12 protein-coding genes and 1 riboswitch are annotated in these 13,790 nt (G+C 42.3%); of the genes, 2 read left to right on the top strand and 10 right to left on the bottom strand.

Annotated features, from left to right (window positions below):
- The first annotated feature begins 11 nt into the window (after window positions 1-11).
- A complete protein-coding gene (locus A6755_RS02615; RefSeq protein WP_034309908.1) occupies window positions 12-1,001 on the top strand; it encodes an ABC transporter substrate-binding protein in 990 nt (329 codons plus the stop codon).
- Window positions 1,002-1,067: 66 nt separating this feature from the next.
- Here the strand turns inward: A6755_RS02615 and A6755_RS02610 are convergent, their stop codons facing one another.
- The 9 genes from A6755_RS02610 to secA form a co-directional block, all read right to left on the bottom strand.
- Window positions 1,068-2,261, bottom strand: a complete 1,194-nt coding sequence (locus tag A6755_RS02610; RefSeq protein WP_084738155.1) for a PDZ domain-containing protein — start codon at window positions 2,259-2,261, stop codon at window positions 1,068-1,070.
- A gap of 192 nt (window positions 2,262-2,453) precedes the next feature.
- The gene (locus tag A6755_RS02605; RefSeq protein WP_063589706.1) at window positions 2,454-3,878 is read right to left on the bottom strand and encodes a S41 family peptidase; all 1,425 of its coding nucleotides are present in this window, start codon (window positions 3,876-3,878) and stop codon (window positions 2,454-2,456) included.
- 141 nt (window positions 3,879-4,019) lie between these two features.
- On the bottom strand, window positions 4,020-5,411 hold the full coding sequence (locus A6755_RS02600; protein WP_063589705.1) for a murein hydrolase activator EnvC family protein: 1,392 nt from the start codon (window positions 5,409-5,411) through the stop codon (window positions 4,020-4,022).
- A gap of 93 nt (window positions 5,412-5,504) precedes the next feature.
- Window positions 5,505-6,398 (bottom strand): permease-like cell division protein FtsX, encoded by an 894-nt coding sequence (gene ftsX, locus A6755_RS02595; protein WP_034309901.1) that lies wholly within the window; start codon window positions 6,396-6,398, stop codon window positions 5,505-5,507.
- Window positions 6,388-7,074, bottom strand: a complete 687-nt coding sequence (ftsE, locus tag A6755_RS02590; RefSeq protein ID WP_034309898.1) for a cell division ATP-binding protein FtsE — start codon at window positions 7,072-7,074, stop codon at window positions 6,388-6,390. Before ftsE ends, ftsX begins: the two co-directional genes overlap by 11 nt.
- Before the next feature lie 293 nt (window positions 7,075-7,367).
- The gene (gene cccB / locus A6755_RS02585; protein WP_063589704.1) at window positions 7,368-7,709 is read right to left on the bottom strand and encodes a cytochrome c551; all 342 of its coding nucleotides are present in this window, start codon (window positions 7,707-7,709) and stop codon (window positions 7,368-7,370) included.
- A 49-nt stretch (window positions 7,710-7,758) separates the two neighbouring features.
- The gene (locus tag A6755_RS02580) at window positions 7,759-8,622 is read right to left on the bottom strand and encodes a YitT family protein (protein WP_034309892.1); all 864 of its coding nucleotides are present in this window, start codon (window positions 8,620-8,622) and stop codon (window positions 7,759-7,761) included.
- Window positions 8,623-8,779: 157 nt separating this feature from the next.
- Window positions 8,780-9,878 (bottom strand): peptide chain release factor 2 gene (gene prfB, locus A6755_RS02575; protein ID WP_223255851.1). Its coding sequence is split into 2 segments (ribosomal slippage): window positions 8,780-9,814 and window positions 9,816-9,878, totalling 1,098 coding nucleotides; the frame shifts between segments, so codons are not numbered across the junction.
- A 151-nt stretch (window positions 9,879-10,029) separates the two neighbouring features.
- On the bottom strand, window positions 10,030-12,543 hold the full coding sequence (secA, locus tag A6755_RS02570) for a preprotein translocase subunit SecA (protein WP_034309885.1): 2,514 nt from the start codon (window positions 12,541-12,543) through the stop codon (window positions 10,030-10,032).
- A 419-nt stretch (window positions 12,544-12,962) separates the two neighbouring features.
- On the opposite strand from secA, the gene A6755_RS02565 reads away from it, so the two are divergent.
- Entirely contained in the window at window positions 12,963-13,286 is a 324-nt protein-coding gene (locus A6755_RS02565; RefSeq protein WP_063589703.1) for a helix-turn-helix domain-containing protein, read from the top strand.
- A gap of 131 nt (window positions 13,287-13,417) precedes the next feature.
- On the opposite strand, the gene sinI is transcribed toward A6755_RS02565, so the two are convergent.
- Complete coding sequence (gene sinI / locus A6755_RS25800) at window positions 13,418-13,558, bottom strand: DNA-binding anti-repressor SinI (RefSeq protein ID WP_084737319.1); 141 nt, start codon at window positions 13,556-13,558, stop codon at window positions 13,418-13,420.
- A 30-nt stretch (window positions 13,559-13,588) separates the two neighbouring features.
- Window positions 13,589-13,674, bottom strand: a riboswitch (cyclic di-GMP riboswitch).
- Window positions 13,675-13,790: the final 116 nt, after the last annotated feature.

Raw genomic sequence — 13,790 nt, 5'->3', positions numbered from 1 at the left:
GGGATACATAGATGTTTAGATTTAAGTCTTTATTAACGCTTTTTACAATATTTGCAGTCTTCCTTCTAGCAGCTTGCGGGAACTCGGATGAAAAGGCCGATGGAAATAAAGCTGAAGACAAGAAAGAGGAGAAAAGCTACACAATTGAGCATGCCATGGGCACTGCCGAGTTGAAAGAAACGCCTAAAAGAGTCGTCGTTTTAACAAATGAAGGTACTGAAGCATTGATCGCTTTAGGAATTAAACCTGTTGGTGCCGTTCAATCATGGCTTGGTGACCCTTGGTATGACCATATTAAAGATGATATGGATGGGGTCGAAGTTGTTGGTGTTGAACATGAAGTTAACTTAGAGAAAATCGCATCACTGAAGCCTGACTTGATTATCGGAAGCAAGATACGCCAAGAAGCTGTTTATGATAAATTAAATGCAATCGCCCCTACCGTTTTCTCGGAAACGCTAAGAGGAGATTGGAAAGAGAACTTCAAACTTTATGCAAAAGCCTTGAACCTTGAAGAAAAAGGTAACGATGTAATTGCGGAATTCGATAAAAATACTGAAGATCTTAAAGCTAAATTGGGTGATAAAGTAAATCAAGAAGTTTCCATTGTTCGTTTCATGGCTGGAACTACTCGTATTTATTACACAGATTCATTCTCTGGAGTGATTTTCGATCAATTAGGATTTAAACGTGCAGAACAACAGAAGGAACTTTTCACTGCAGATAATAAATTAGGCAACCTTGCCATTGAGGTTGGAAAAGAAGTCATCCCTAAAATGGATGGAGATATTCTCTTCTACTTCACCTACGCTCCTGAAGGCGACAAACAAGCCCTAAGCACAGCAAAAGAGTGGACGAATGATCCACTTTGGAAAAACCTTGATGCAGTCAAAAACGGAAATGCCCATGAGGTCAGCGACGCAACATGGAATACAGCTGGCGGAGTAATTGCAGCTAATAAAATGCTGGAAGATATAGAAAAAATCATGCTTGAAAAGTAATAACACGTTTCCATTGAAAAAGGCCTTTCTCGATATAATTCGAGAAAGGCCTTTTATTTTATATCATTAACCCACTTGTCCGCTTTCCTTCAATTGATCGTCAACGAACAAGAGGCCCAGTTCGTAATGCTCCCCGTCAAATAGAGCTCTTTGCACAAAACGAATCTGTTCATTATTATCGATGACCTCGAGCTTGCAATGTGCCCGGTTTATTTGTAGCGCCCTGTATAGCTCTTCTTCTTCCCTGACGACGACCCCATTTATTTTCGAAATGACCTCGCCTTTTTGCAACCCCATTTTATCTGCCGGAGATTGAGGGATAACGCCTAAGATCTGGACACCCAGCTTACTTTTCGAAAAATAAAAAGGAAGCTTTTGATCCATTGCCTTTTGGGAATGATGCAGGAATTCACGGCAAAGGATTGCCAAAACAACCGTTATGATTGCCAATGGAGGGTACCAGTAACCAACTGCAGCCAATACCGTAATCACAATTCCCAATGCCCCTACCTTTTTGCCTTGCGCCTTAATTGCCAGTTCCGGGAGCGTCCCATGAACTTGTTGCTTAAAGCCGATTAAAATGGGCAGTACGATCGGCGACAGGGACATGTCCCCGATTGTAAAAACCGGATACCATTCGAAAGGAGCTGGAAGTTCTCCTCCAGGAATCATAACGAACATGGGAATTAGCCATACCCGCTGTGAAACATACACACCTATCGGCTGCCCCCTTTTGGATACCTCCAAGTGAGGAGAGACCTTTTTACTTCCATTAGCAACGATCAAAAACCCTTCAGCAATCAGTAATAACCCCATTAAAATAACAAGTGTCGGATATACGGACCGATCTAGCTGATTAAGGGCATCCTGAAATAACGTCAGCTCGATATCTCTATCATAAAGAAAGAACAGGATAAAGAAAGTGAGCCCCATTGTATAAACGGGGGAAACAAACCTCTTTTTCATGGATAGCATCGCCAAAACCGTAACCACTGCCATGATGGACATTGCCGCCAAAGGAATGGCGAGTCCGGTGGCCAGCGTGAGGAAGGAAAGGATCAATCCCCCTATCAATCCTTGAGGCAGCATGGAACGCAGCTCCATGGAAAAACTGTAGATCTTCGTATTAAAATCATGGCGTTCCCGTTTAACGCGAAGATAGCCGATGAATAAGCAATAGGCAATCGAAACATAAAGCAAAGGGTGAAGGAAAAGTTTTCCTAATCCCATTAAGCATGCAATCAGCCAATCCGTTGTCAATTTCTTTCCACCATCCTCAAAAGTAATCAAAATTTTGTCAAACTTCGTTCTGGTCAGTTACCTCCTATTCTATCAAAAATGTAGCCTCCATGCCTATTAAGATGCAGAAAAATTAGGTTTATCTCAAGTTAGCAGGCAAGGAATGATTAAATGCAAAAGAGGCACCGCTCCAAGGGGAACGATGCCATCAAGTTACTTCACTAAATAATTCAAAGCTGTGCGTAACTGGATATCATTATCTTCATCCTGGATCTTTTCCAGAATGGCGGATTCCAGATGCGCTGCGGTTTTAGCATCCAGCTTACCGGTCACTTCCAGGCCGAATTGTTTTTGGAATGCCTTTACTGCGATTTCGGTACTCCAATCATAATATCCATCCTCACGCCCCGGTTCAAATCCGAGTCCTTTCAGAATGCTTTGGGCATACTGGATTTGTTCATCATTCATATCCCGCTCCAACACCTTCTCAATCGCCAGCTGATGGGCATCAAAATACTCCGGTTGCTTGACTTTGATCGTCGGTTCGATCCCTTTTTTATGGATCCAGTTCCCTGAAGGAGTCAGCCACTTATATAACGTAAGTTTAATCTTACTGCCATCACCCATTGGTACAGCTTGCTGTACTGTGCCTTTACCGAAAGTCTTCTCGCCAACCAATGGATAGCCTCCCGCCTCTTGCATGGCGCCAGCCAGGATTTCCGAGGCAGATGCGCTCCCTTTATCCGTCAAGACGGCAATGGGATAACTTTTCGCTTTCTTAAGGCTTGTGAAAAACGATTGTGTTTCCCCCGTTCTTTCTGCAATTTGCAAATAGGGCTTGTCTTTTGTGATGAACTCGCCAAGAATCGTTTCCACACTGGAAAGAAGGCCGCCTGGATTGCCGCGTACATCTATGACCAAGCCCTTGATTCCCGTCTTTTCCAGCTTCTTAATCTGCTTTTTGAAATCACTTGCAGTATTTTCCGAGAATGTGGTCAACTCGATATAACCGATTTGTTCTCCGCCGACTTCCTTAATTGATGAAAATACGGTATCCAATGGAATTTCGGCGCGCACCATATTGAATTCAAGTGGATTATCAATCCCTGCCCGCTTTATTTCCATTTTGACGGGTGACCCTTTTTCGCCGCGGATTTTCAGGCGTGTTTCATACAGATCCAGCCCTTCTACACTTTCACCATTCACCTTGAGGATTTGATCTTTCGGCTTTAATCCAGCTTTTTCTGCAGGTGAGTCTTTGTAAGGAGAAACAATTATGACCTTACCATCTTCCATTCCGATTTCAGTCCCGATCCCTTCAAAAGAGGAGTCCAGGGTTTCATTGAATTGCTTAGCGGTCTCCTTGTCCATATATACGGAATAAGGATCTTTCAGTGCTGACAGCATGCCTTGGATGGCACCCTCCACCAGGTTGGAGCCGTCCACCTGCTCTACATACTGACTTACGATTAAGCCGTAAGCTTGTTCCACTTTTGCCCATTCCTTATCCTTTGATATTTCTTGGCTTTCATCCTTTGCTTCATTCTTGGCCGGAAGGCTTGTCCAATATATGCCCCCCACTGCTCCAATGGCTAGTGACATGATGATTGCTAGAGGAAGTACCCATTTTTTGACCATATTTATCCCCATTTCTGACCTGATATGTATTTCACTATATGAGGGGAATGAAAAGAATATGCTTATAGAAAATGATGACACCACATAAAAAAACAGACAAGGAATTTATCCTGGTCTGTTTTTCATTTGATATATTGGGTATTAATTAGGTATATAGTTTAATGGATTAACAGCATTTGACTTGCTATAATTCCATGAGCCTTTATGTAGCTCAAAGTGTAAATGCTGACCATATGAATGTCCTGTATTACCCATGATGCCCACTTGTTGACCTTTGGCAACTACAGCACCTTCGCCTACTTGTCTAGAACTTAAGTGTGCATACACAGTAGTCCATTGCTGACCGCTGATCGAGTGGGTAACGAAGACGACGTTACCGTATGTACTTGAGAAGTAAGAACGGCTTACGACCCCGTCGGCTGCCGCTACAACCGGAACCGTTCCACTAGCAGCTATATCGATGCCGGCATGCTGTTTATTCCAGCGTTCACCCATTGTTGAAGATACATATCCTGCACTAGGTCTAGTGAAAGTACCCGATGATACGGCTGGCGCTTGACTTACATTAGACGAAGCGGGTGAAGATGATGATGAACTGTTGCTTTTTGCACTATATCCTGAAGAAGTGGATTGTTTTTTTGTTTCGGTTGCCTGTGATGCTTGTGATGCTGCTTGTGCAGCCGCTTGTGCAGCTTCTTGCTCTGCACGTTTTTTCGCTTCGGCTGCCGCTTTTTTACGAGCTGCTTCCAATTCGGCAAGACGTTGATGTTCCAAGCTGATGGCTGATTTGATGGCTCTTTCTTGAGCAGCGAGATTCGCTTTTTCTTCCTCTAGACCCATCTTCTCATGTTCATGCTTTTCAGTTTGTTGCTTTAATTTTTTAACCAATGCATCCTTTTCTTGCTTCTGCTGTTTTTGTTGCTTTTGAATTTCCAATAGTTCAGCTTTTGCCACTTCTAAACTGGCAAGCTTCGTTTCAACGGCTTTTTGCTTTTCTTCGAGATCTTTTTTATCCAGCTCATGCTGCTTTAAAATATCGCGGTCGGCTTCAGCGATTGTCGCTACAGCTCCGACACGGTCAACTAAATCCCCAAAACTGGATGATCCGAATAATACTTCAAGGTAGTTCACGTCCCCGCCAGTCTCCTGGAAAGAAAGTGCCCTTTCCTTCAATACTTCATTACGTTTCGCGATCCGCTCTTTTAATACTTTAATCTCTTCTTTCAATGCCTCGATTTCTTTTTTCGTTTGTGTAATTTCAGCATTTTTAGCATCGATTTTTTTTGCGGACTCTTCGATTTTCGCTTCAATGGCAGCGATTTGGTCTTCTGCTGTCATTTGCTTATCCTGCAGGCTATCGATTTTCTTTTCCGTCTCGGAAATATTCGATTCAACACCTGAACGTTTTTCCTGGATGGATTCTTTCTGTTTCTCTAAATCCGATATAGACTCAGCATAAACCGAAGGTGCCGCTAGAATGCTTCCCAACCCGATCATGATGGAGGCATTCATGGCAATGATATTTTTTTTCACGTTTCATTTCCCCTTTCAACCCGTTACATCCTTGCCTTGTAACGTCTCTCTATTTATGTCTGGCTACTTTTGGCTTTCGAGTAAAGATACAATTTAAACTTTCAAGAACTTCCTGACGGACATCAAGCTGCCCCATATTCCGATAACCGCACCAATTACGATGAGGATGGCCGATACTTGATAAATAAACGGATTTGCAGGCAGGAAATCTATGAATTTGAACGTAATCTGCGGTGCTGCATATTTATAAAGATTATAGTAGAGTACTGCAATCAGTCCTATCGGAATGATGGAACCGAGGACTCCCAACCAAAGTCCTTCCAAGAAGAATGGCCAACGGATGAATGTATTCGTCGCTCCTACCAATCTCATGATCTCAATTTCTTTTCTTCTGGCTACAATGGTAATTTTAATCGTATTCGAAATCAGGAACATTGCAGTAAATAGTAAGCCTACAATAAGAACGATCCCTATGTTTCTAGCAATATTAACAAAGCTGAATAGTTTCTCGACGTAGCCTTGTCCATATTTAACACTTTGGATATATTCCATACCTTCGATTTTTTTTGCCACCTTGATGACATCTTGCGGAGATTTCGTTTTGATAACATAAACATCCCTTAATGGGTTATCCTGTTCAAATGGTTTAAAAGCCTCACCATTATCTCCTAAATCATCTATTAAATTAGTAAGCTCTTCATCTTTTGGAGAGAAAATCACTGATTCGATACCGTTTATCTCCGTAATTTGCTTACCGATAGCTTTTATATCGTCATCATTCGCCGCATTATCAATATGTGCACGAACTTCGACATCTTTCTCCACATTTCCCGCGATATGATTTAAATTCATCATGAGCACTAAAAAGACGCCAACCAAAGTTAGAGTGACCGTTACTGCACTGACTGAAGCAAACGTCATCCATCCATTACGGCCAATATTTTTAAAACTTTCACGGAAGTGACGGAGCAATGTTCTAAATTTCATATCCGTAATCACCTCGATGTTCATCGCGAACTATTTTTCCACTTTCAATGGCAATGACACGTCGTTTAATATTGTTGACGATGTCCCTATTATGTGTAGCCATGACCAGTGTAGTTCCGCGTTTATTAATTTCTTCGAATATGTTCATGATTTCCCATGATGTTTCGGGATCAAGATTACCTGTAGGCTCGTCGGCTATGACTACCTTGGGATCATTGACGATCGAACGGGCTATCGCAACCCTTTGCTGTTCCCCGCCAGATAACTCGGAAGGAAGCATTCTCGCTTTATGTTTAATGCCAACCAGATCAAGAACTTCCATGACTCTCTTTTTGATTTCTTCTGGTTCTTTTTCAATAACTTCCATGGCAAAAGCAACATTTTCATATGCAGTGAATGTTTGAAGGAGTTTAAAATCTTGGAATACCATACCGATATTACGGCGGAATAGAGGAACTTTCGAATTGCGGATACTTGGCAGGCTTACGCCATTGACCAAAATATTACCGCTTGTAGGCTTTTCTTCCCTATACATCATTTTGATGAAGGTCGATTTTCCGGCACCGCTCGGACCCACTACATAAACGAATTCGCCTGGCTTTATTTTCACATTGATTCCATTAATGGCAATTACGCCATTTGGGTATGTCTTTTTTACATCTATCATTTCTATCATTCTAAAACCACCTAATTTGCTTGGATTATCACTATGTATCTACAGCTTTTCGACAATTTTCACTGAAATCTGACAGGAATCTTCCTTACTTGAGCACAGAAACATTATAACATCATATTTTGTCAAATTAAGCATAAAAAATATTACAGTTTCATTTCAGTTAGACATATATCAACATCTATGTAATAATTCCAGGATTTGATTGCTTGATAAGTGGTTGATTCGCGAGTTATTTTGAGGGTTTAATGGAGGCTAAATGAAACGTCCCGCTAAGCAGAACGTTTCATTAATCATTATTTATGTCCAGCAAGCCATTCAGCGACCATGCTCGCTTCCTTGCCCTTGATTATACCTTTTGGCATTCCGCCTTGACCATTCGCAATGACTTTTTCAATGTCTTCTTTTGATAGCTTGGAACCTACCTTCGTCAAGTTCGGTCCCACGCCGCCTTCAAGATTCACTGCATGGCAGCTTGAACATTTGTTTTCATAAATTTTTGCGGCATCACCGGCACCTGCCGTAGACGTTTCGCTATTTTCACTTACAGACTCTTTATCTGCAGCATCATCGTTCCCACCGCATGCAGCCAAGGCCAAAGAAGTACCCAGAATTAAGGCTAACCACTTCATTTTCATTGAACTTACCCCCTCTGATTTATACCAGCACAAGAACATTATACCAATTTCAATCCAGTTTAAAACCCTCCCCAAGTACCTCCGATGCGTCCATTACAATTACAAACGCTTTAGGGTCAACGAGTTTCACCAATTGTTTCAATTTGGTGAATTCCGACTGGTCTATTACACACATCAAAATTGGACGAGTATCATCCGTATAGCCGCCATACCCGGATATGCCTGTTACACCCCGGTCCAGCTCATGTATGATAGCATCCCTTACTTCCATTTCTTTATTCGTGATGATCAGTGACATCTTCGAACGGTTCAATCCAATCTGGACAAGGTCGATCGTCTTGCTTGTCACATATAGTCCAATCAATGCATAAAGGCCTTTTTCAATATCAAAAACGATGGCAGCACTTAAAACGATGATTCCATCAATGACAGCCACACAGGTCCCCAATGACAGATGGGTATATTTATGGAAAATCTGTGCCGCCAAATCGGTCCCCCCAGTGGAACCCTTGCCGCGAAAGACGATCCCCAGCCCAAGCCCGACCATCATCCCCCCGCAAATCGAACCAAGCAATGCATCATTCGTCCATGCCTCCCAATCATTTGTCAGAAATACCACTAAAGGCAGAAACAAGGTTCCAATCAGGCTTTTGGCTCCGAAATGCCTTCCGAGGATAATAAGCCCCGCAATGAACAAAGGGATATTAAAACCCCAAAGAACATAAGCCGGCTCCCAACCGAGAGTTGAATCGAGAATCGTGCTAATCCCGCTAACCCCTCCGGATGCGACCTGGTTAGGCAGTAAAAACACATTAAAACCAATGGCAATTATGGACGAACCGACAATCACCAATCCATACTCCGTTAACTTTTGAACGAAAGGGTGCCTCTGCTCCCTGTATCTTCTCTTCATTTTGCATAAGTCTCCTCGAACCATCATTATTATCTAGTATTGGCCGAACGAGGTAGAGCATCCCTTTTCAATCCTGTAAATGTCAGCCAGAAGATTCATTAAAAAGGGAAATCATAAAAAAAGGCCGGACCGGGGAAACCGGTCCGACTGGCTGATCTTATAATTTTGAACGCAAGTACGCATCAATGAACATATCGATATCCCCATCCATGACAGCTCCCAAGTTTCCGGTCTCCGCACTAGTACGGTGATCTTTAACCATGGAATACGGATGGAAAACATAAGAACGAATTTGGCTTCCCCAGCCAATTTCCTTTTGCTCCCCGCGGATTTCATCCAATTCAGCTTGTTGCTGTTCAATTTCACGTTGATACAATTTGGCTTTCAGCATATTCATGGCCTGGGCCTTGTTTTTGATTTGGGATCTCTCGTTTTGGCACGTCACCACGGTGTTCGTAGGTAAATGGGTGATCCGGACCGCAGAGTCCGTTGTATTGATATGCTGACCACCTGCACCACTTGCCCGGTACGTATCGATTTTCAAATCTTCCGTTCGTACTTCTATATTGATCGTCTCATCGAATTCCGGCATGACTTCACATGAAACGAATGAAGTGTGGCGTCGTCCTGAGGAATCGAAAGGAGAAATACGGACAAGACGGTGTACCCCTTTTTCCGCTTTCAAATAACCATAGGCGTTATGGCCTTTGAAAATTAAAGTGACACTCTTGATCCCAGCTTCATCACCTGGAAGGTAATCAAGGGTTTCCACTTTAAAGCCTCTTTTTTCACCCCATCTTGTATACATGCGCAACAGCATGGAACCCCAATCCTGGGACTCGGTACCGCCTGCACCAGGATGCAGTTCAAGAATGGCATTTTTCGAGTCATATTCTTCACTTAATAAAAGTTGAAGTTCAAAGTCATTCATCTTTTGTGCAAGAACCGTGATTTCTTCTTCCAGCTCAGCTAAAAGTTCTTGATCATTCTCCTCTTTCACTAATTCATATGTCAAATCCAGATTTTCATATGATTCATTCAGGTCGGACAATTGATTGACTTGTTCTTTCAAAGCATTCGTTTCATTGATGACAGTTTGTGCTTTTTGCTGATCATTCCAAAAATCGGGATGTGTCATCTCATTTTCTAGCTGTGCGATTCGTGCCTCTTTTTCATCTAAGTCAAAGAGACCCCCTAAAGTCCGTTAATCGTTGCGCTGTCCGTTCAAGTTCATTTCTTATTTCTGCTAATTCCATTTCTCTTCACCTCATTAAGTATGTTAAAAAAAATCCCTGAAGAGGGATTCCCTTCATTACAATAAACCTCTTCAAACTATATGCAAACTAAACATGAAAAGAGGCGGCTAGCCTTGGACTTAACCGTCTCATCTTCATTATACACCTAACTTTAGCCTAAATTGCCATGGCAATTCTTATATTTTTTACCGCTGCCGCATGGGCATAACGCGTTTCTTCCAACGTCTTCCTTTTTACGGGCAGGGGCTTTTTTCACTTTTCCCCCGTCTTCTTCCTTCGGATTGACCGCTTGTCCTTTTATGACTTCCTTGCGTTCCAAATTGTTGCGGATTTCAGCCTTCATGATGTATTTCGCGACTTCATCTTCCATTGAAGCAATCATCGCTTCAAACATTGCAAAACCTTCAGATTGATATTCACGAAGCGGATCTATTTGGCCATAAGCACGAAGGTGGATCCCTTGGCGCAGCTGCTCCATTGCATCAATATGGTCCATCCACTTACTATCGACTGCACGAAGAACGATTACTTTTTCGAATTCACGCATTTGTTCTTCAGATAGCTCTTCTTCTTTTTGGTCATAGCCTTCTTTTACTTTTGCTAAAATGAACTCAACCAATTCCGATTCGTTTTTCCCTTCCAAATCAGCCACAGTGATTGAACCTTCATTGAATAGGTTACCATTCAGGTAGTCGACAAGGCCTTGTAAATTCCAGCCTTCCTCATCGCCCATTGGTGCAAACGCGACAACATTTCGCTGGATGGATGCCGTGATCATCGTTTCGACGATTTCACGTAAGTTTTCACTTTCCATGACATCGAAACGCTGTTTATAGATAATTTCCCGTTGTTGACGGAGAACATCATCATACTGCAGTAATTGCTTACGTGAATCGAAGTTATTGCCTTCGACCCGTTTCTGTGCGGATTCAACGGCCCTTGTCACCATTTTACTTTGAATTGGCTGGGAATCATCCATACCTAGGCGTGCCATCATGTTTTTCATGTTATCCGAACCGAAGCGGCGCATCAATTCATCTTCCATTGATAAATAGAATTGAGTGACCCCTGGATCTCCCTGACGGCCGGACCGGCCACGCAGCTGGTTATCTATACGCCTGCTTTCATGACGTTCCGTGCCGATGACAGCAAGGCCCCCAAGCTCCTTGACACCTTCACCAAGCTTGATATCCGTACCGCGACCTGCCATGTTAGTAGCGATCGTAACTGAGCCTTGATTACCCGCATTCGCAATGATTTCCGCTTCACGCTCATGGTTCTTTGCATTCAAAACATCGTGAGGGATGCCTTTTTTGGATAAATAGGCAGATATGACCTCAGATGTTTCGATGGCAACCGTACCGACAAGCACAGGCTGACCCTTTGTATAACGTTCGGCGATATCTTCCACAACAGCCTTGAATTTCCCATCAGTTGTCGCATATATAAGATCTGCCCTGTCATCCCTGATGATATTCCTGTTTGTCGGGATCGCAATGACATTCATATTATAAATATTGCGGAATTCCTCTTCTTCCGTTTTGGCTGTACCGGTCATACCTGAAAGTTTTTCATACATCCTGAAATAGTTCTGGAATGTAATCGTCGCAAGAGTCATGCTTTCATTTTGAATTTCGAGTCCTTCTTTCGCTTCGATCGCCTGGTGGAGACCTTCACTGTAACGGCGGCCTTTCATCAAACGGCCAGTGAATTGGTCAACGATGACTATCTCGCCTTCCTGGACGACATAATCCACATCCAAATGCATGGAAACATGAGCCTTTAACGCCTGATTGATATGATGATTCAAAGTAACGTGACTAATATCGAATAAATTATCGATATTAAACGCTTTTTCAGCTCGATTCATCCCATCTTCCGTCAGCTGAACACCTTTTGTCTTTTCATCATATGTGTAGTCCGTATCTTTCTTTAAGGTTCTTACAAACGCATTGGCCTGGATATAGAGCTGAGCCGATTTCTGTGCCGAACCGGAAATGATCAATGGCGTTCTCGCCTCATCAATCAAAATCGAATCGACCTCATCGATGACAGCGAAGTGCAGCGGACGCTGTACCATTTGTTCTTTATATAACACCATATTGTCACGAAGATAATCAAAACCTAACTCATTATTCGTACTGTACGTAATATCAGCATTATACGCTGCCTGCTTTTCTTCTTTAGAATGACTGTTCAAATTCAACCCGACGGTCAAACCGAGGAAATCATACAAAACACCCATTTCGGTGGCATCACGGTGTGCCAAGTATTCATTGACGGTAACGACATGTACACCTTTACCGGTAAGCGCGTTTAAATAAACCGGCATCGTGGATGTTAAGGTTTTACCTTCCCCTGTTTTCATCTCGGAGATATTTCCATCATGAAGGGATGCCCCACCCATGATTTGAACACGGTAAGGATATAAGCCCAGAGCACGCTTTGCCCCTTCACGCGCAACCGCAAAAGCCTCGACAAGCAAATCATCAACGGTTTCCCCATTTTGATAACGCTCTTTAAACTCTTCCGTTTTGGCACGCAACTGTTCATCCGATAACGCAGCAGTCTCATCAGCCAGCGCCTCGACCTGATCGGCGATTTTTTCTAAACGTTTGATTTCTCGCTTATTCGGATCAAAAACTTTATTTAATATATTAAGCATTCAATAACGCTCCTCTATTATGGTAATGATCGTTCAATGACAAAATTCATATAAGTAAGAAGAAACACACCTTCTATTATTACTAATGCACGCTTAATTTTACCACTTCTATCATAGAGGTACAACTTCATGTCACTTCGCTGGTATAGACCTGAATGCAATTCTTGCGAAAAACAATGGATAAATGAGGAGGAAAACTGTTAAAATAGGAGGAAGTATAAAAAATATGTTGCAAACTCCCCACTATTCCATATGCAAATGTGAATTATCCACAACCTTCCATCACTAGATGCTGTGTCCTCTCTAGAGATAGCATGCCAAGGTAATCCAACCTTACAGGCGTCATGTTTTGAATGATAAGGTGGGCTGCCGAAACTTATTAGCGGAAGATAAATAGAACATGTTTCGAGGTGGTATTGATGATTGGTGAACGTGTAAAAAAACTGCGAGAAGAAAAGAAAATGTCGATGACTGAACTTGCCGATAAAGCAGGCGTTGCAAAGTCTTATTTAAGTTCGCTCGAGCGGAACTTACAAACGAATCCTTCTATTCAATTTCTTGAAAAAATCTCCTCCGTACTTAACATCCCTGTTGATGCCCTGCTTTACGATGCACCAAATAAGGAAACCTTGGACAATGACTGGATGAGAATCGTTGAGGAAGCCATGAATTCGGGTGTCTCAAAACAACCATTCAGGGAATTCATCGAGTTTAATAAATGGAGAAAAGATAAAGAAGAGTAGAGTGGTAGTGCACTAGTTTACCTACATAATCCTAAGCTAGACTCACAAGAGTCCCAAGGAAGAATAAACCCTATAAACAGCCAATGAATCGAACCACTGTTTATAGGGATGTTCTCGAATTTGTTTTGAACCTATTTTCCATCGTTCTCCTCAAATATTGCCTCAGGGCTTTCCCGTTTCAAAAAAGCAATGATTTCCTCTTTTTTGAAACCCAAGCTTCTTGCTTCAGAAATCAATTTCACCCATTCTTGATCCATTTCCACATTAGCCACCTCTTCTACCTCCTAAAATACTCTTGTATTTCAGGCAGACCAGCCATCATAGTCACAAGGACCTTAGACCTGTGCCTTTGCGCCCTCATTTTTCAAGGAGTTTGCCTTTGTCGTGGTATTTATTACCAAATACATTACCTATAATCATATTATAACGGATACGCACTCCATATATTGCTATTTTATGTCGGTAATCCACATAAATGCAAAAACTTTCATCCGACAAAATATT

It is taken from the genome of Peribacillus frigoritolerans, assembly GCF_001636405.1.
GTDB lineage: Bacteria > Bacillota > Bacilli > Bacillales > DSM-1321 > Peribacillus > Peribacillus frigoritolerans.
The sequence above is the reverse complement of the archived record's forward strand: the minus strand, read 5'-3'. Positions and strand labels throughout refer to the sequence as shown.

Coding starts and splice junctions, on each gene's coding strand:
- cccB (WP_063589704.1), bottom strand. CDS start 7,709: ATGAAAATGAAGTGGTTAGCCTTAATTCTGGGTACTTCTTTGGCCTTG.
- ftsX (WP_034309901.1), bottom strand. CDS start 6,398: ATGAAATTTAGAACATTGCTCCGTCACTTCCGTGAAAGTTTTAAAAAT.
- secA (WP_034309885.1), bottom strand. CDS start 12,543: ATGCTTAATATATTAAATAAAGTTTTTGATCCGAATAAGCGAGAAATC.
- A6755_RS02605 (WP_063589706.1), bottom strand. CDS start 3,878: ATGGTCAAAAAATGGGTACTTCCTCTAGCAATCATCATGTCACTAGCC.
- ftsE (WP_034309898.1), bottom strand. CDS start 7,074: ATGATAGAAATGATAGATGTAAAAAAGACATACCCAAATGGCGTAATT.
- A6755_RS02580 (WP_034309892.1), bottom strand. CDS start 8,622: ATGAAGAGAAGATACAGGGAGCAGAGGCACCCTTTCGTTCAAAAGTTA.
- A6755_RS02615 (WP_034309908.1), top strand. CDS start 12: ATGTTTAGATTTAAGTCTTTATTAACGCTTTTTACAATATTTGCAGTC.
- A6755_RS02565 (WP_063589703.1), top strand. CDS start 12,963: ATGATTGGTGAACGTGTAAAAAAACTGCGAGAAGAAAAGAAAATGTCG.